The organism is Oceanisphaera litoralis (assembly GCF_016907015.1).
In the GTDB taxonomy this organism is placed as follows: Bacteria; Pseudomonadota; Gammaproteobacteria; order Enterobacterales; family Aeromonadaceae; genus Oceanimonas; species Oceanimonas litoralis.
This window is the reverse complement of record NZ_JAFBBE010000026.1, coordinates 25,401-43,693: the sequence shown is the minus strand read 5'-3', so window position 1 is coordinate 43,693 and position 18,293 is coordinate 25,401. Positions and strand designations below refer to the sequence as shown.

The following is an 18,293-nucleotide window of genomic DNA, read 5'->3' as shown; positions in this document are numbered from 1 at the left end:
CGAACTCAGAAGTGAAACGCAGCCGCGCCGATGATAGTGTGGCAGCTGCCATGTGAAAGTAGGTCACTGCCAGGCACCCAATTAAAAAGCCCGATTCGAAAGAGTCGGGCTTTTTGCTTTTCTGCGTTTCCATTTTTGCTGGGATTCGCTGCGCTCATCGCCAACCTACCGCTCCTCGGAAACGGCATTCTGTAGGCCCCGATTTATCGGGGCAGGGACGTTGTAACCATGCCGGTTTTCCCGGCTGAAGCCGGGACTACAAACTCACACCTCTCGATCCAGCGCCAGCTTGAGCTCGACGATACCATCTTCCAGCTTTACCTTGACCTTGAACCCCAGCTTGCGCGCCAGGTTTATCATGCCCCGGTTCGAGGGCATGGTCATGCCGCTTAGGCTATTCAGGCCCCGAATGCGGGCATAACGGATGATCTTCTCCATTAGCAGCCGGCCCAGGCCGACGCCCTTGAGATCGGATCGCACCAGCACGGCGAACTCGGCATCCTCGTTATCCGGATCCGATATGGCCCGCACTACCCCCAGAATATTGCCGTTCTCTGCCACCGCCACGAAGGCCATTTCCCGGTCGTAATCGATCTGCGTCATGTGAGCCAGCTCTTTATGCCCGATCACCACATCGGCGAAGAAGCGTTTATAGCGGTCTTCATCGGAGACATGACCGACAAAGTCTTTATGGGTCGGCTCATCTTCCGGCAATATCGGGCGGAGCAAGATACTGCTGCCATCCTTGAGCTGTGCTCTTTCTTCCCACTCCTTGGGGTAAGGGCGGATGGCCAGTCGCGCCTGGCCATCGCCTTCGAAGGGCTCGAGTTTCATGCTTACATCCAGGGCGATCAGCTCCTTGCCGGTGGCCAGCAGCGGGTGAATATCGAGCCGGGTGATCTCGGGATGATTGATGATCAGGTGAGACACCTTGGTCAGTACCCGGCAGAGGGCTTCCATATCCAGCGATTGTTGCGAGCGATTGGCCCTGACCTTGCCGCTTTTAAGCGCATGGATCACCAGATAGCGGGCCAATGTCATGTTCAGCGGCAGCAGGGCAACGGCGGCCTGCTCTTCTCCTTCCCAGTCGATGCCGCCATCGCCGAGCAGGATCACCGGGCCAAACACCGGATCCGATCGTACGCCTATGTGCAGCTCCTGAGAGCCGGCCCGGCGGGCCATGCGCTGTACCATGAGGCCGTGAATGCGGGCACCGGGATAAACCTGTCGTACCCGGTCCAGAATGGCATCGGCAGCCTGGGCCGCCTCTGCGGCCGAGCGCAGGTTGAGCACCACACCGGACACCTCGGATTTATGTACTATATCCGGAGATCGCAGCTTGATCGCCACCGGATAGCCGATTTGCTCGGCAATATGGGCCGCTTCGGTGCTGTCCGATGCAATCCAGGTGGGCAGGGTCTGAATACCGTAGGCCGCCATCAGGCGGCTGACTTCATGGGTATCCAGTTGTGTCAGGCCCTGATCAAAGGCCTCTCTGATCAGCAACTTCACCGTCTCGCTGTCGCTGGGCATATCGGAGATGGACTCGGGGGTTTCCATCAGTTGTTTCTGGTTGCGACGGTACTCCACCAGATGCATGAAGGCGCCGGCGGCACTTTCCGGGGTGCGATAGGTGGGAATACCGGCGTCGGTAAAGCAGCGACGCGCCTCGAAAACACTGGTTTCCCCCGACCAGTTGGTAAGGATGTTGAAACGCCGGGCGCGAGGGTGCTCCTTGATGAGCTGGATGATTTCCCTGGCCACCAGGGTACTGTTTACGGCGGCGGAGGGCGCATGCATGATCAGGATGACATCGCAGTCATCGCTGTCGAGCAGCACCTTCAGGCTGTCGATGTAGCGCGCTACCGGCGCATCGCCGATGATATCGATGGGGTTGGTCCGGGACCAGGCCGGCGGCAGCACCTTGTGCAGCGCCGCCCTGGTGTTCTCGCTCAGGCTGGCCAGCTTGCCGCCCCGGGCCAGCAGGGTGTCGATGGCCATGATGGCGGGGCCGCCGCCGTTGGTGAGAATGACCAGCCGCTCGCCGCGCAGGCTCTGGGCATGGTTGAGGGTTTCTACCGCCGCAAACAAATCGTGGGTGTCTCTTACCCTCAGCATACCGGCCCGGCGAATGGCGGCGTCGTAGGCCGCATCCATGCCGACGTTGCCGCCGGTGTGCAGATGACCCAGCTGGGCACCGATGCGGGTCTTGCCGCTTTTGACCACCAGCACCGCCTTGTTGCGGGAGGCCGTTCGTGCCGCCGACATAAAGGCGCGGGCATCCTGCACCGCATCCATATACAGCAGAATGGCACTGGTGTGCCGATCCCGTGCCAGGTAGTCGAGCAGCTGGGCGAAGTCGATATCGCAGGCATCACCCAGCGAAATGAAATGCGAGAAACCGATGTCGTTGTGGCGGGCCCAGTCCAGAATGGTGGAGCACACCGCCGCCGACTGGGAAACAAAGGCAATTCGACCCGGTTTTGCCGGAAAAGGCGCAAAACTCACGTTTAATCCCAGGTGCGGCAGTATCACCCCCATGCTGTTGGGGCCGAGCAGACGCATTTTATGCTCGCGTGCGCCGGTTTTCATCTGCTCCAGTTGGGCAGGAGAGGTACCGGCGGCGAGAATAATGGCAGCTTTACAGCCTTTTCGGCCGAGTTGGTCGATAATGCCCGGATTCTTGTCGGCTGGTGTGCAGATAATGGCCAGATCGGGCACCCGTGGCAGGCTCTGGATATCGGAATAGGCCATGACCCCGGCCACGGCTTCGTATTTGGGATTAACGGGCATGACAGGGCCGCTGAAGTTACCGGCCAGCAGGTTTTTCATCACCCGATTGCCGGCGCCATCATCCCGATGAGAGGCGCCAATCACGGCGATGCTGGCGGGCCGGAACAGAGCATCAAGTCCTTTCAGCGGCATAGGTTCTCCTTTAATACGAGGGTATGGCAGGAATACGAGGGTATGGCAGGATTCGACTGCTTGTAGCATATTATCAGCCTGCGCGCTTTTTTGTGTTGACCACCGCCAACTCCGACTGAGGTATGTGATGGAACTCTGGTTGCTGTTTATTCCCGCCTGTCTGGCCCTGAATCTAACACCGGGGCCGGATATCTTCTTTGTGCTGTCGCAAGCTCTGGGCGAGCGCCGTTTTGCCGGGCTCTGGGCCGCGCTGGGGCTGGGTGTCGCTTATCTTGGGCATACCCTGCTGGCGGTGGTGGGGCTGTCGGCGCTGGTGATGCAGTCGGCCACCGCCTTCATGGTGATCAAATACCTGGGCGCCGCCTATCTGCTGTATCTGGGCTGGAGCAGCCTGCGCAGCGCCGCCGCCATGCCGCTGCCCCGGGCGCAAAACAGCGGCAGTGTTGGCCGTATTTTCTATCGTGGCCTCATGGTGGGCTTGCTCAACCCCAAGGTAGCGCTATTCTTTCTCGCCTTTCTGCCCCAGTTTATCAGCCAGGAGCGGGGCTCGGTGCCGCTGCAGTTGCTGCAGCTGGGGCTGGTGTTCACCCTGACCGCTACCCTCTGCAACGGCGGCTACGGTCTGCTCGGCCAGCGGCTGAAGCGGGGCCTGCAGGGCCGGGAGCGAGTGTCGGTTTATCTTAATCGCCTCTCGGGTGGGCTCATGATGGCACTGGGCGCCCGTTTGGCGCTGGTGCAGCAATAAGCTATCGAGACCATTGGTGGTATCGGGTAAAATGAGCCTAATGCACGACTTTCAGGATTAATGATGGAATTTCCGACCATAGAGGACTTTGTTGGCAACACCCCCCTGGTGCGGCTGCAGCGCCTGGCCAGCCACACCAACAGCCAGGTGCTGGTGAAGCTGGAGGGGAACAACCCGGCCGGATCGGTAAAAGACAGACCGGCGCTGAACATGATCCGTCAGGCCGAGGCCCGGGGGGACATCAAGCCCGGCGACACCCTGATCGAAGCCACCAGCGGTAATACCGGCATCGCCCTGGCGATGGCGGCGGCGATCAAGGGCTATCGCATGGTGCTGATCATGCCCGATAACGCCACCGAAGAGCGCAAGGCCTCCATGCTGGCCTATGGCGCCGAGCTGATTTTGGTGGGCAAGGAAGAAGGGATGGAAGGTGCCCGGGATCTGGCCGACAGAATGGCCGCCGAAGGCCAGGGCGTCATCCTCGATCAGTTCAACAACCCGGACAATCCCGAGGCACATTTTCTGACCACCGGGCCCGAGATCTGGCAGCAGACCCAAGGCCGGGTCACCCATTTCGTGTCCAGCATGGGCACTACCGGCACCATAATGGGGGTATCCCAGTACCTCAAGCAGCAGAATGAAGCGGTGCAAATCGTCGGCCTGCAGCCCTGCGAAGACAGCCATATTCCGGGTATTCGCCGCTGGCCCGAGGCCTATCTGCCGGGCATTTTCGAAAAGAGCCGGGTGGATCAGGTGCTGGATATCAGCGAAGAGGAAGCGGTAGCCACCATGCTGAAGCTGGCGAAAGAAGAAGGCATTTTCTGCGGTGTCAGCTCCGGCGGCGCCGTGGCCGGTGCACTCAGGCTGGCCGAGCAGCTCGACAACGGCATTATCGTCGCCATCATCTGCGACCGGGGCGATCGCTACCTGTCGTCCGGGGTGTTCAACGATCGTGAGGAGTAAAGAGTGAGGCGTGAGGAGAATATATCCCCTCACTTTCTACTCCTCACTCCTCACCTCTCACGTCATTTCAGGCTGTTAACGCCAGGCCTGCGTCGGTGATCTGTTGATCCCCGACGTAGAGGCGGCCGCCCTGGCTGCCGAGGTAAAGCGTCTGTCCACGGCGGGCCTGCTCCAGCTGGAGGCGGGGCAGTTCGGCTTCCAGCAGGGGGCCGGGCCAGTCCTGGGGCTCCAGCTCCAGCCGAACCAGAGCGCTGCGCGGATTGAGATCGGTGACCCGTACCGGCAGCGGGTGTTGGGCATCGGCCTGAGCGCTCAAACTGATTTCGTGCGGGCGCAGATACCAGCTGGCCTTGCCCTGCTTATGGCTAGCCACCGGCAGTTGCAGCGGGTAAGGACCCACCTTGAAGCGGCTACCGCTGATGTCGCCCTCTATCCGGTTGACCTCACCGAGAAACTCCAGCACGAAGCGGCTGGCCGGCTGCTGCCAGATGTCGTCCGGACTGCCTGTCTGTTCGACCTTGCCCTGACTCATTACCACCACCTGATCCGACACATCCAGCGCCTCTTCCTGATCGTGGGTGACGAAGATGCTGGTGAAGTGCAGCTCGTCGTGCAGCCGGCGCAGCCAGCGGCGCAGCTCCTTGCGCACCTGGGCATCGAGGGCGCCGAAGGGTTCGTCCAGCAGCAGCACGCGCGGCTCTACCGCCAGCGCCCGGGCCAGAGCGACGCGCTGACGCTGGCCACCGGACAGCTGGGCCGGAAAACGGTCGGCCAGATGCGAAAGCTGAATCATCTCCAGCAGGCTACCGACCCGTTGCTTGATGTCGGCGGCGGACGGACGCTCCCGCTTCGGCTTGATGGTCAGGCCGAAGGCGATGTTGTCGAACACCGTCATGTGGCGGAACAGGGCATAGTGCTGGAACACGAAGCCGACCTTGCGATCCCGTGCGTGCAGTTCGGTCACATCGGTATCGTTGAAGTGGATGCGGCCGCCGTTGGCGTGCTCCAGACCGGCGATAATGCGCAGCAGCGTGGTCTTGCCCGAGCCGGAAGGGCCCAGCAGCCCCACCAGCTGGCCGCTGGGCAGGTCGAGGTTGATGTCTTGCAGCACCCGGGTTTTGCCGAAGGACTTTTGAATACCCTCAATCTGAATACTCATGCGGTCTTACTCCTGTGCTTCGGCGCTATGCAGACGCCACTCGAGATAGGATTTGAACAATAAGGTAATAACGGCCATCAGGGTGAGCAGGGCGGCGGCGGTAAAGGCACCGACTGCGTTATAGTCCTGATGCAGCAGTTCGACGTGCAGCGACAGGGTGTTGGTTTCGCCACGAATACCGCCGGACACCACGGAAACCGCGCCGAATTCACCCACAGCCCGGGCGTTGGTGAGGATGACGCCGTACAGCAGCGCCCAGCGAATATTGGGCAGGGTGATTTTGCGAAACAGTTGCCAGCCGCTGGCACCCAGCAGCACGGCTGCCTCTTCCGAATCGGTGCCCTGGCTGCTCATCAGCGGCACCAGCTCACGCACCATGAAGGGGCAGGTGACGAATACCGTGACCATGACGATGCCCGGCCAGGAAAACATCAGCTGCATGTCATAACCGTCGAGCCAGCCGCCGACCGGGCCATTGACCCCGTACATCAGCAGATAGAGCAAACCGGCCACCACCGGCGAGACCGCAAAGGGCACATCCATCAGGGTCAGCAGCAGCTGGCGACCGCGAAACTGAAAGCGGGTGACCAGCCAGGCCAGCAGGGTGCCGAACACCAGGTTGATGGGCACGGTCAGCGCCGCCACCAGCAGGGTCAGGCCGATGGCATGCAGCATGTCCGGCTCGTTCAGGTTGTCCAGCACGCCGCCCACACCGGCGGCGAAGGCGCCGGCGATAATGGCCAGTAACGGCACCACCAGCAACAGCAGGGTCAGCACCACGCCGGTGCCAATCAGCAACCAGCGACCCCAGGGGCGGGATGCCTTCAGTGCAAGCGTCTGTTCCATCAGCTGTTTCCTCGTACGCGGCGCATGAAGCGGCTTTGAATGCCGTTGATCAGGAACAAGAGCACGAAGGAGGCGAGCAGTACCACGCTGGCGATGGCGCTGGCGGCGGCATAGTCGAACTCCTGCAGCTTGATGAAGATCATCAGCGAGGTAATTTCGGTCTGCCAGGGCATGTTGCCGGCGATGAAGATAACGGCGCCAAATTCACCCAGGCTGCGGGTGAACGCCAGCGAAGTGCCGGTGATCAGCGCCGGTTTCAGCTCGGGTAACACCACCCGGCTGAAGGCCTGCCAGGGGCTGGCGCCCAGGGTGGCGGCCGCTTCTTCATATTCCGGGCCCAGGTCTTCCAGCACCGGTTGTACGGTGCGCACCACGAAGGGCACGCTGGTAAACACCATGGCCACCACTATGCCCATCCAGGTGTAAGACACCTTGATGCCCAGATCTGCCAGCCATTCACCGTACCAGCCGTTGGTGGCGAACAGCGAGGCCAGGGTCAGGCCGGCCACCGCAGTGGGCAGGGCGAAGGGCAGATCCATCAGGCCGTCGAGCAGGGCCCGGCCGGGAAAGCGATAGCGGGTGAGAATCCAGGCCATCAGCAGGCCAAAGACCATATTGAACAGGCTGGCGGCGGCGGCAGCGCTGACGGTGACCTTGTAGGTGGCCACCACGCGCGGGTCGCTGACCACCTGCCAGTACTGCGCCCAGCCCATCTGACTGGTGTTGATCACCAGGCCGGTGAGCGGTAGCAGTATGATCAGGCTGACAAACAGCAGGCTGGTGCCCAGGCTCAGGGTAAAGCCCGGCAATACCCGTTTGGTCCCTAACAGCGCCGCCATGACTTAGCGTCCTTGTGCCTGCAGCTGATCCAGGCTGCCATCATTGGCGAAGTGGGCGGCCATGGCCTCTTCCCAGCTGCCGAAGATGTCTTCCACCTTGAACAGTTCGGTTTCGGGGAATTTATCTGCCACTTCGGCGGCAACCGTGTCGTTATGCACCCGGTAGTAGTAGCTGGCCAGAATGCGCTGGGCTTCCGGGGTATAGAGAAATTCCAGATAGGCCCTGGCCTGCTCGGCAGTACCGTTGCGCTCCACATTGCGGTCAATCCAGGTCACTGGGAATTCGGCCAGCACGTCTACCGGCGGCACCACCACCTGATAGCCGGCCTCCGGGTTCAGGGCGCTGATGTTGTTTACTTCCGACTCGAAGGTGATCAGCACATCGCCGATGCCCCGCTCAACAAAGGTGGTGGTGGCGCCGCGGCCGCCGGTGTCGAACACAGCTACCTGCCTGATCAGCTTGCCCATGTGCTCACGGATCTTGTCTTCGTCGCCGTTGAACTCTTTATGGGCGGCGCCCCAGGCAGCCAGATAGGTGTAGCGGCCGTTACCGGAGGTCTTGGGGTTGGGGAATACCAGCTGCACATCGTCCCGGGTCAGATCGTTCCAGCCTTGAATATTCTTGGGGTTACCTTCACGCACCAGAAACGCCATGGTAGAGAAATAAGGCGAGCTGTCGTTGGGCAGGCGGGCCTTCCAGTCGGCGGGGATCAGCTTGCCCTTCTGGTGCAGCAGATCCACATCGGTCACCTGGTTGTAGGTCACCACATCGGCACGCAGGCCCTGAAGAATGGCCTGAGCCTGGCGGGAAGAACCGGCGTGAGACTGTTTGATTTCCAGGGTTTCACCGGTTTCCTTTTCCCAGTGTTCGATAAAGACCGGGTTGATCTCGGCAAACAGTTCACGGGCGATGTCGTAGCTGCTGTTGAGCAGTTCCTTGGCCTGAAGGGGGAGTGCGGTGCTTAAGCCCGCAGTTAACAGCAGGGTAGCCAGAAGAGATGTGCGCATGAGGAACTCCAGGACAGGAAATGGATCGATTCTGGCCATGAGTCTAATATGCAATTGGAGTATTTAAACTAAATTTGATAGTCGTTTAAGTAATATGAAAGCAAGAGTGGATCTATCGCGGCGGGCCGATAAAAAGGGCCTGCATGTGCAGGCCCTTTTATTTCGTTTTTTACTTCACCGAGCCGCTTATTGCGGGGCAGCCGGTGAAATCGGCTGTGCCGGCTTGGCGATCAGCGAACGGGTGTCTTCAATCGCTTCGGTGATGATCACCTGTACCGCCTGGCCCAGTTCGTACAGCGGGGCCTTGTCCAGGTAAACCCGGCCGTCGTCCCAGCTGCATTCCAGTCGATCCCGGTTGGCCAGGATAAGGGAGGAAGGCATGAACACCACGGCGCCGTTTTCCTGCAGGCGCAGCTTGACGCCACCGCGACCGATATCGATCACTTCGGCATCGAATACCCTGGCTTCGGCCACGGCCGGCTGCAGATAACGCACGTACAGCCAGTCGGCGATGTCGCGCTCGGCCCGGCGGTGCATGCGGCGCTGCTCGGACAGGTGCACTGCCAGTTCATCGCTGGGCGCATGCACGCCATGTTCCTGCTCGGCGAGAATGGCCTTGATCAGGCGATGGTTGACGATGTCGCCGTATTTGCGAATCGGCGAGGTCCAGGTGGCGTAGGCGGTCAGGCCCAGGCCAAAGTGCTCGCCCGGGGTGGCGCTCATGGCGGCAAACGACTGGTAGCGACGGGTGCGACTGTCCAGATAGGTGGTGTCGCGGGCGTCCAGCCAGCGGCGCAGGGCACAGAAACCCTCCAGGCTCGACAGGGTATCCGGCTCGAAGGGGGCTTCGTGAGTCTGCAGCAGCTCGACCAGGCCTTCCATCTTTTCGCTGTCAAAACCGGCGTGTACGTTGAAAATACCGGTGCCGGCATGTTCGGTCAGCCAGTTGCCGCAAGACAGGTTGGCGGCGATCATCGCCTCTTCCACCATCTGGTTGGCGATGCGACGGTGATCGACCAGAATGGCGGTGACGTTGCTGTCTTCGTCGAGCGCAAAGCGGTAATCGGGTCTGTCCTTGAACACGATGGCGTGCTCGCTGCGCCAGGCGCTGCGGGCATGGGTCAGGGCGGTCAGTTCACGCAGCTGCTCGGCAATGACCTCGCTGGCGGGCTGCCAGTCGCCGATTTGCTCGACCCAGTCGGAGACCTTGTCGTAGCTAAGCTTGGCCTGGGAGCGAATGCGGGCGGCGAAGAATTCGGCCTTGTCGGATACCTTGCCGTCAAAATCGATCAGCAGGCGGGCACACAGGGCCGGACGTTCTACCCCTTCCTGCAGCGAACAGAGTTCGTCGGCCAGGGTACGGGGCAGCATGGGAATGTTGCGGCCGGGCAGATAAACGGTAAAGGCGCGCTCGGCGGCGACGCGGTCCATTTCGCTGTCGTGGGCCACATAAGCGGTGGGATCGGCGATGGCCACGGTCAGTTCCCAGGCGTTATCCAGCTTCTTCACGCTCAGGGCATCATCCATATCCAGGGTGGATTCGCCATCTATGGTGAAGAAGGGCACCTCGGTAAGATCCTGGCGCGGCAGGGTTTCTTCCAGCGTCTGCCATTCGGCCCTGTCTTCCGGTGCCTGATTGGCCAGCTTGTTGCGGGCCAGCACCACCCACCAGGGGGCGATGGGGTCTTCAACGCCGGCAATCACTTCCACTACGTTGGCGAAGAAGCCGTTGTCCTTCAGGGCGTGGCGGGTCAGTTCGCCCAGCACCCAGTCGCCTTCTTTCAGGCTTTTTTCGTCCAACCCCTTGATGGCACGCGCCTTGATGGCATCTTTCATCAACGGATGATCGGGCACTATATTGAGCCGATCACGAAACCACTTCACCCGGGCGACAAAGCGGGTTACACCGGCTTCGATCAGGGTCTCTGGCTCAACCAGATCGCGCTCGTTTTCGGTACGCACCACGGCGGTAATGTGATCGCCATGCATCACTTTTTTCATTTGTGGCGGCGGAATAAAGAAGCTTTCTTTTTCGCTTACTTCAAGAAAACCAAAACCTTTGGAGGTGCCTTTCACGATGCCTTCTTTAATGGGAAGGGTTTCGCGGATCTGTTGCTTGAGCTGGGCCAGCAGGGGGTTGTTTTGAAACATAAGTAAAGACCTGTCGAAATATGCGCCTGACTATACGGATTTACCCCCCCGATGCCAAGGAAACCTTGGTGCTGACCGTGGCCTTGGAGCGGCGTGAGTCTGGACATATCGGGCCGGGCCCACTCGTCTACGGCCCGGTCTCAGGGTTGCGTCTTGCCGCGAAGTGCCGGTATTCGCACTCGGTTAACCCCAGGCCGAAATGCTTCACCGCGGTTCATTTTTTAGCGAGCAGATGTCGAGTAATGGCTTTGCTTTCGTGAGGGGGGTCTGTTTATACTGGCCGCTATCTTGTCGGAGTGCTCTATATGAGCTGAGACCGCGAAAGCGGGATCCGTTGAACCTGATCAGGCTAATACCTGCGTAAGGGAATCAAGTGAGAATTTGGCGCACACCTCTTCTGCCGGATTCTTTCTTAAGACTCCTGACAAGCATTTCACCCACAATGGATTCAAAGTGAGATTGCTATGTCAAAAAATACCACGTCAAAAATAAACCGTCGTGAAGTGCGCAGCCAGGCCCAGGCATTTATCGATAACCTCAAGGGCGAACATTTCCCCAATTCACGCCGACTCTATATCGAAGGCTCGCGCCCGGACATCCAGGTCGGCATGCGCGAAATTCACCTGGCCGACAGCTTCAAGGGCGGCACCGAAGACAACCCCATTCTCGAGCCCAATGCCCCGGTTCCCGTCTACGACACCGCAGGCCTCTACGGTGACCCCCAGGCCGAACTGGATGTACGCCGGGGCCTGCCCCAGCTGCGTCGCCAATGGATTCTGGAGCGGAACGATACCGAGGAGCTGGACGGCGTTACTTCCGAGTTTACCCAGCAGCGCATGGCTGACGACGGCCTGGATCACCTGCGTTTCGAGCACCTGCCCAAGCCGCGCAAGGCCAGGGCGGGCGCCTGTGTCACCCAGCTGCACTATGCCCGTAAAGGCATCATCACCCCCGAGATGGAATATATCGCCATCCGTGAAAACATGGGCCGCGAGCGGGTGCGGGACGAGATGCTGCTGCAGCAGCATCCGGGCCAGAACTTCGGTGCCAACCTGCCGGAGCGCATCACCCCCGAGTTCGTGCGCAAGGAAGTGGCCGAAGGCCGTGCCATTATCCCCGCCAACATCAACCATGCCGAATCCGAGCCGATGATCATCGGCCGCAACTTCCTGGTGAAGATTAACGCCAACATCGGCAACTCGGCGGTGACCTCCAGCATAGAGGAAGAAGTGGAGAAGCTGGTATGGGCCACCCGCTGGGGTGCCGACAACGTGATGGATCTGTCCACCGGTCGTTATATTCACGAAACCCGCGAGTGGATACTGCGCAACAGCCCGGTGCCCATCGGCACAGTGCCCATCTATCAGGCGCTGGAAAAGGTCAACGGCGTGGCCGAAGATCTGAGCTGGGAAGTGTTCCGCGACACCCTGATCGAACAGGCCGAGCAGGGCGTGGACTATTTCACCATTCATGCCGGCGTGCTGCTGCGCTATGTGCCCATGACCGCCAAGCGGGTCACTGGCATCGTGTCGCGTGGGGGCTCCATCATGGCCAAATGGTGCCTGTCGCATCACAAGGAAAGCTTCCTCTACGAGCACTTCCGTGAAATCTGCGAAATCTGTGCTGCCTACGATGTGTCCCTGTCCCTGGGTGACGGTATGCGCCCCGGCTCCATCGCCGACGCCAACGACGAGGCCCAGTTTGCCGAGCTGCACACCCTGGGCGAGCTGACCAGGGTGGCCTGGGAATACGACGTGCAGGTGATGATCGAAGGCCCCGGCCACGTGCCGATGCACATGATCAAGCGCAACATGGAAGAGCAGCTCGAGCATTGCCACGAGGCGCCCTTTTATACCCTGGGCCCGCTGACCACCGATATCGCCCCCGGCTACGACCACTTCACCTCCGGCATCGGCGCCGCCATGATCGGCTGGTTCGGTTGCGCCATGCTGTGCTATGTGACCCCGAAAGAGCACCTGGGGCTGCCCAACAAGGAAGACGTCAAGCAGGGCCTGATCACCTACAAGATTGCCGCCCATGCCGCCGACCTGGCCAAGGGCCATCCGGGCGCGCAAATTCGCGATAACGCCATGTCCAAGGCGCGCTTCGAGTTCCGCTGGGAAGATCAGTTCAACCTGGCGCTGGATCCGCAGACCGCTCGGGCCTACCACGACGAGACCCTGCCCCAGGAGTCCGGCAAGGTGGCGCACTTCTGCTCCATGTGCGGACCCAAATTCTGCTCGATGAAGATCACCCAAGAAGTGCGCGACTATGCCGCCGCCCAGGAAGCCATAGCAGTGCAACTGGTCGACATGGACGGCAACAGCGAAACCGTGGTCGCCGGCATGGCGCAGATGTCACAGGAATTCAAGAAACGCGGCGGTGAGCTCTATCACCAGGCCGACAAGCTGGAGAAAAAATCTACATGACAAGACCCATCGTCTGGACCATCGCCGGCTCCGATTCGGGCGGCGGCGCCGGTATTCAGGCCGATTTGCACACCATTCAGGGACTGGGCGGCCACGGCTGCTCGGTTATTTCCGCCATTACCGCCCAGAACTCGGTGGCGGTATCCATGGTAGAGCCGGTATCGATGCAGGCCTTTGCCAGCCAGCTGGTATCACTGGCCACCGACATGCAGGCCAACGCCATCAAGATTGGCCTGCTGCCCGGCGGCCTGCGGGCCGAGGTGCTGGCGCGTTACCTGCGTGAATACCGTCGCCAGTGGCAGCCCTTCGTGGTGCTGGACCCGGTGGCCATTGCCAGCACCGGCCGGGCCATGGCCGAAGCCAGCCTGTTACCGGCGCTGAAGCAGCATTTGCTGCCCGAGGTCGATTTGATCACCCCTAACGCGCTGGAGCTGGAAGCCCTGACGGGCATAGCGCCCGACTCACCCGCCCGGCTGCGGACCGGCGCCGCCGCCCTGCTGGAAATGGGTGTGCGCGCCGTGCTGGTGAAGGGCGGTCACCTGGACTGGACCGGCGAGCAGGCCATCGACTTCTACACCGACGGCCAGCGTGAAATCTGGCTGGCCAGCCCCAGGGTGCAAACCCCTCATGGCCACGGCACCGGCTGCACCCTGTCGTCCGCCATCGCCACCGCGGTGGCGCAGGACTATCCGATTGAAGATGCCCTGGTGCTGGCCAAGGCCTACGTCAATCAGGGCCTGAAAGGCGCCGGGGCCGTCGGTGCCGGTGCCGGGCCGGTGGCCCATCTGGGCTGGCCGACCAATCTGGATGACTTTCCTGCCGTGGTGATGCCGGGGTCGGCGTTGGCCGCACAGCTGGGCATCACCGGTAGCAGCATCAAGGGTGAGTTCGCCGCCATGGATACCTTCAGGCTGGGGCTGTATCCGGTGGTGACCTCGGTGGCCTGGCTGGAGCGTCTGCTGGAGCAGGGGGTACGCACCCTGCAACTGCGCATCAAGGACAAGGCCGACGCCGAGGTGGAAGAAGACATCAAGGCGGCGGTCGAGCTGGGTCAACGTTACAAGGCCCGCCTGTTCATCAACGACTACTGGCGGCTGGCCATCCGGCACGGCGCCTATGGCGTGCACCTGGGCCAGGAAGACATCGAGGTGGCGGATCTGGAGGCCATTCGTGCCGCCGGCCTCAAGCTGGGCCTGTCTACCCACGGTTATTACGAGATGCTGCGCGCCCGCGAGCTCAAGCCCTCCTACCTGGCGCTGGGCCATATCTTCCCCACCAAAACCAAGGAGATGCCGTCTCGGCCGCAGGGGCTGGAGCGGCTGCACCGCTATGTGGCGCTGATGCAAGGCGAGTTCCCCTTGGTGGCCATTGGTGGCATCAGCCGCGAGCGGGTACCGCTGGTGGCCGAAACCGGGGTGGGCAGCATCGCCCTGGTGACTGCCATTACCGAAGCGGCCGATCCGGATGCGGCCATCCGCGATCTGCTGCACCTGGTGGAGGGATAAGATGCTCAGCGACGGCGAATTCATGCGCTATAGCCGGCACCTGTTGCTGGAAGAAGTGGGCGAAGAAGGCCAGTTGAAGCTGAAACAGGCCTCCGTGCTGGTGGTGGGGCTGGGCGGCCTGGGCTCGCCCGCCGTGCAGTATCTGGCGGCGGCCGGGGTGGGCACCCTGTGGCTGGCCGACTTCGATCATATCGAGGTCAGCAACCTGCAGCGCCAGACCCTGTATGACATGGACAGCCTGCAACACAGCAAGGCGGAAACGGCGCGTGAGAAGTTATTGGCGCTGAACCCCGAGATTGAAGTCATCGCCATCAACCAGAAACTGGACGAGCGGAGTCTGGGCGACTTTGTCGCCGAGGTGGATCTGGTGCTGGACTGCACCGACAACATTACGATCCGTCAGAACATCAACGCCGCCTGCTATGCCGGGGGCACGCCGTTGCTGGTGGGCGCCGCCATTCGGTTTGAAGGCCAGTTGCTGGCATTGGATCCGGCTCGCGACCATGGCTGCTATCGTTGTCTTTATGGTCCGGACATCGGCGAGCGCCTCAACTGCAGCAACTCCGGGGTAATAGGCCCCGTGGTCGGCACCATAGGCCTGCTGCAGGCGCTGGAAGCCATCAAGTTTTTTACCGATACCGGCAGTGTGCCCTGGGGCGAGCTCAAGCTGTTCGATGCCAAGGCGCATCGCTGGCACGGCCTCAAGGTGCCGAAAGATCCGGCCTGTCCGGTATGTGGAACCAAAGGGGAAGAACAACAATGCGAGTAGTACTGAACGACGAAGCCCTGGATCTGGCCGAGGGCACTACCCTTGGCCAGCTGCTGGTGACGCTTGAGCAAGACAAGCCCGGTGTTGCGGTGGCCCTTAATCAACAGGTGGTGGCCCGCAGCCAGTGGGGCGAGCAACAGCTGACCCCCAACGACAACATTACCCTGTTCCACGCCATAGCCGGAGGCTGACATGAGCCTGATCATCGCCGATAAAACCTTTAGTTCCCGCCTGTTTACCGGCACCGGCAAGTTTGCCAGCGGCCGCCAGATGAAGGACGCCTTCGTCGCCAGCGGCACCGATCTGGTGACCATGGCGCTGAAGCGGCTGGATCTGAAAAACCACAGCGACGACATACTGCCGCCGCTGCTGGAACTGGGCGTCAACCTGCTGCCCAATACTTCGGGTGCCAGAAACGCCGAAGAGGCGCTGTTCGCCGCCCGGCTGGCGCGCGAGGCCCTGGGCACCCACTGGCTGAAGCTGGAAATTCACCCGGATCCCAAGTATCTGCTGCCCGATCCCATCGAGACTCTCAAGGCCGCCGAGCTGCTGGTAAAAGACGGTTTTATCGTGTTGCCCTACTGCGGCGCAGATCCCGTGCTGTGCAAGCGGCTGGAAGAAGCGGGCTGTGCCGCCGTGATGCCGCTGGGTGCGCCCATCGGCTCCAACAAGGGCCTGGTGACTCACGACTTTCTCGAGATCATCATAGAGCAGGCCACTGTGCCGGTGGTGGTGGATGCGGGCATCGGTGCCCCCAGCCACGCCGCCTACGCCATGGAGCTGGGTGCCGATGCGGTACTGGTGAACACCGCCATCGCGGTGGCCGGTGATCCTGTGGCCATGGCCGAGGCCTTCAAACTGGCGGTGATATCCGGCCGCATGGCCTATGAAGCCGGGCTGGCCGGCCAGAGCCGGCAGGCCCAGGCATCCAGCCCGCTGACCGCCTTCCTGGAGACCCTATGAGCTTCTTCGACGTCTGGTCGTCCATGGACTGGGATGACATCAAGATGAGCATCTACGGCAAGCAGGCGCGAGACGTGGAGCGCGCCCTGTCCAGGCCGAAACGGGATCTGCAAGACTTCATGGCGCTGATCTCGCCCGCCGCCGAGCCCTACCTGGAGCAGATGGCCCAGCAGTCCTATCAGCTGACCCGCCAGCGCTTCGGCAACACGGTCGGCTTTTACATTCCCCTGTATCTGTCCAACCTCTGTGCCAACGACTGCACCTATTGCGGCTTTTCCATGAGCAATCGCATCAAGCGCAAGACCCTGAGTGCCGAGGAAATCGAGCAGGAATGTCTGGCCATCAAGGCGATGGGCTTCGATAACGTGCTGCTGGTGACCGGCGAGCACGAAGGCAAGGTAGGGCTGGACTACTTCAAGCAGATGCTGCCCATCATCAAGCGTCACTTCAGCTATGTGATGATGGAAGTGCAGCCGCTGTCGGAAGAAGAATACGCCGAGTTGCGCGAATACGGGCTCGACAGCGTCATGGTGTATCAGGAAACCTATCAACACCTGACCTACGACCAGCATCATATTCGCGGCAAGAAGAAGGACTTTCGCTGGCGGCTGGAAACCCCGGATCGGCTGGGCAAGGCCGGCATCGACAAGATTGGCCTGGGCGCCCTGTTCGGGCTGGAAGACTGGCGGGCCGACAGCTTCTATGTGGCGGCGCATCTGCGCTATCTGCAGAAACAGTACTGGCAGACCCGTTATTCGGTGTCCTTCCCGCGGTTGCGCCCCTGCGAAGGCGGTCTGGTGCCCAAGTCGGTGATGACGGATCGCCAGCTGGTGCAATTGATCTGTGCCTATCGGATGTTTGATGGCGAACTGGAACTGAGCCTGTCGACCCGCGAAGCCCGGGAATTTCGCGACAAGGTGATACCGCTCGGTGTCACCAGCATCAGCGCCGGCTCCAAGACCCAGCCCGGCGGCTATGTGGCCGACGACAAGGAAGAACTGGAGCAGTTCGAGATCGACGACGACCGCAGCCCCGCCGAGGTGGCCAGGGCCATCACCGCCACCGGCCTGCAACCGGTCTGGAAAGACTGGGACAACAGCTATTCCGCCAGCCGGTGAAGCTGTCCGGCAGCGCAAATCTTGCCGTAGGTTGGCGATGAGCGCAGCGAATCCCAACAACGGAGCCGACGGCTGAAGTATTGGGATTCGTAAAACTCATCCCAACCTACCGCTTCGTGTGGTAAAGCTCCCGCAGGGTCACGACGGCCCGGGTCACCGTTCTGCCCACAGGCATGGCAGTTGCACACTGCAACGACTAGAATGGTCGTTTTTAACACACACCCGAGGCAGCATGAACAACACACACAGCAAGGTGATCGGCTATATTCTGTGGATCTTCGGGTTCATGGGCGCCCACCGCTTTTACTACGGTCGCCCCGTCAGCGGCGTTCTCTACTTCTTCACCCTGGGCCTGTTTTTCATCGGCTGGATAGTGGACCTGTTCCTCATTCCCTCCATGGATCGGGACGCCGACGAGCGTTACGCCAGCGGCCCCAAGGATTACAGCCTGACCTGGATTCTGATGACCTTTCTCGGCATCTTCGGCATTCATCGCCTGTACATGGGCAAGTGGATCACCGCCATCATCTGGTTCTTCACCGGCGGCCTGTTCCTGATAGGTTTTCTCTACGACTTCTGCACCCTCAACACGCAAATCGACGAAGTTAACCGCCGCTCACGCCGCTTCGGCTGATATTTTTCACCGCTGATTCGTTTGAGACAAAAGGCCCCTTGTTACGGGCCTTTTGTTTGGTCAGGTATCGGTATTGTGTGTCTATGTCTGGTGCTCACGCTGTGAGCTATTTAATCCTGACCTGCGCAACGAAGTAACCTTGTCGGTGCCCATTTATGTGGCGTAAACCCGCAAGCCATCAAAGATCTATAGTCCCAGCACCTATATCTCAAAAACAACAAATATTGAGACAAGACTCT

At 60.7% G+C, this 18,293-nt stretch carries 15 protein-coding genes and 1 riboswitch; of the genes, 9 read left to right on the top strand and 6 right to left on the bottom strand.

Annotated features, from left to right (window positions below; genetic code table 11):
* Positions 1 to 264 precede the first annotated feature (264 nt).
* Entirely contained in the window at positions 265 to 2,925 is a 2,661-nt protein-coding gene (locus HNR62_RS14395; RefSeq protein ID WP_204796774.1) for a bifunctional acetate--CoA ligase family protein/GNAT family N-acetyltransferase, read from the bottom strand.
* A gap of 127 nt (positions 2,926 to 3,052) precedes the next feature.
* Here HNR62_RS14395 and HNR62_RS14390 point away from each other — a divergent pair, with 127 nt between their 5' ends.
* Positions 3,053 to 3,670: a LysE family translocator gene (locus tag HNR62_RS14390; RefSeq protein WP_204796773.1), complete on the top strand. Its 618-nt coding sequence runs from the start codon at positions 3,053 to 3,055 to the stop codon at positions 3,668 to 3,670.
* A 63-nt stretch (positions 3,671 to 3,733) separates the two neighbouring features.
* A complete protein-coding gene (gene cysM, locus HNR62_RS14385) occupies positions 3,734 to 4,633 on the top strand; it encodes a cysteine synthase CysM (protein WP_204796777.1) in 900 nt (299 codons plus the stop codon).
* Between the two features lie 67 nt (positions 4,634 to 4,700).
* On the opposite strand, the gene cysA is transcribed toward cysM, so the two are convergent.
* The 5 genes from cysA to HNR62_RS14360 all read right to left on the bottom strand — a co-directional run bounded on the left by cysA (position 4,701) and on the right by HNR62_RS14360 (position 10,636).
* Positions 4,701 to 5,792 carry a sulfate/thiosulfate ABC transporter ATP-binding protein CysA gene (gene cysA, locus HNR62_RS14380; protein WP_204796772.1) on the bottom strand — a complete coding sequence of 364 codons (1,092 nt, stop codon included), beginning with the start codon at positions 5,790 to 5,792 and terminating at the stop codon, positions 4,701 to 4,703.
* A gap of 6 nt (positions 5,793 to 5,798) precedes the next feature.
* Positions 5,799 to 6,638 carry a sulfate/thiosulfate ABC transporter permease CysW gene (cysW, locus tag HNR62_RS14375; RefSeq protein WP_204796771.1) on the bottom strand — a complete coding sequence of 280 codons (840 nt, stop codon included), beginning with the start codon at positions 6,636 to 6,638 and terminating at the stop codon, positions 5,799 to 5,801.
* Complete coding sequence (gene cysT, locus HNR62_RS14370) at positions 6,638 to 7,477, bottom strand: sulfate/thiosulfate ABC transporter permease CysT (RefSeq protein WP_204796770.1); 840 nt, start codon at positions 7,475 to 7,477, stop codon at positions 6,638 to 6,640. Before cysT ends, cysW begins: the two co-directional genes overlap by 1 nt.
* 3 nt (positions 7,478 to 7,480) lie before the next feature.
* Positions 7,481 to 8,485, bottom strand: coding sequence for a thiosulfate ABC transporter substrate-binding protein CysP (cysP, locus tag HNR62_RS14365; protein ID WP_204796769.1), 1,005 nt, complete (start codon positions 8,483 to 8,485; stop codon positions 7,481 to 7,483).
* 186 nt (positions 8,486 to 8,671) lie between these two features.
* Positions 8,672 to 10,636, bottom strand: coding sequence for an exoribonuclease II (locus HNR62_RS14360; RefSeq protein WP_204796768.1), 1,965 nt, complete (start codon positions 10,634 to 10,636; stop codon positions 8,672 to 8,674).
* Positions 10,637 to 10,918: 282 nt separating this feature from the next.
* Positions 10,919 to 11,022: riboswitch (TPP riboswitch) on the top strand.
* Between the two features lie 78 nt (positions 11,023 to 11,100).
* Between HNR62_RS14360 and thiC the strand changes: the two genes are divergently transcribed.
* The 7 genes from thiC to HNR62_RS14325 all read left to right on the top strand — a co-directional run bounded on the left by thiC (position 11,101) and on the right by HNR62_RS14325 (position 18,054).
* Positions 11,101 to 13,065 carry a phosphomethylpyrimidine synthase ThiC gene (gene thiC, locus HNR62_RS14355; protein WP_204796767.1) on the top strand — a complete coding sequence of 655 codons (1,965 nt, stop codon included), beginning with the start codon at positions 11,101 to 11,103 and terminating at the stop codon, positions 13,063 to 13,065.
* Positions 13,062 to 14,570: a thiamine phosphate synthase gene (gene thiE / locus HNR62_RS14350; protein WP_204796766.1), complete on the top strand. Its 1,509-nt coding sequence runs from the start codon at positions 13,062 to 13,064 to the stop codon at positions 14,568 to 14,570. Before thiC ends, thiE begins: the two co-directional genes overlap by 4 nt.
* A 1-nt stretch (position 14,571) precedes the next feature.
* The gene (locus HNR62_RS14345; protein WP_204796765.1) at positions 14,572 to 15,339 is read left to right on the top strand and encodes a HesA/MoeB/ThiF family protein; all 768 of its coding nucleotides are present in this window, start codon (positions 14,572 to 14,574) and stop codon (positions 15,337 to 15,339) included.
* Positions 15,330 to 15,530 carry a sulfur carrier protein ThiS gene (gene thiS / locus HNR62_RS14340; protein ID WP_204796764.1) on the top strand — a complete coding sequence of 67 codons (201 nt, stop codon included), beginning with the start codon at positions 15,330 to 15,332 and terminating at the stop codon, positions 15,528 to 15,530. Before HNR62_RS14345 ends, thiS begins: the two co-directional genes overlap by 10 nt.
* 1 nt (position 15,531) lies before the next feature.
* Positions 15,532 to 16,302, top strand: a complete 771-nt coding sequence (locus tag HNR62_RS14335; protein ID WP_204796763.1) for a thiazole synthase — start codon at positions 15,532 to 15,534, stop codon at positions 16,300 to 16,302.
* Positions 16,299 to 17,420 carry a 2-iminoacetate synthase ThiH gene (gene thiH, locus HNR62_RS14330; RefSeq protein ID WP_204796762.1) on the top strand — a complete coding sequence of 374 codons (1,122 nt, stop codon included), beginning with the start codon at positions 16,299 to 16,301 and terminating at the stop codon, positions 17,418 to 17,420. Before HNR62_RS14335 ends, thiH begins: the two co-directional genes overlap by 4 nt.
* 232 nt (positions 17,421 to 17,652) lie before the next feature.
* Positions 17,653 to 18,054, top strand: coding sequence for a TM2 domain-containing protein (locus HNR62_RS14325; RefSeq protein ID WP_204796761.1), 402 nt, complete (start codon positions 17,653 to 17,655; stop codon positions 18,052 to 18,054).
* Positions 18,055 to 18,293 lie beyond the last annotated feature (239 nt).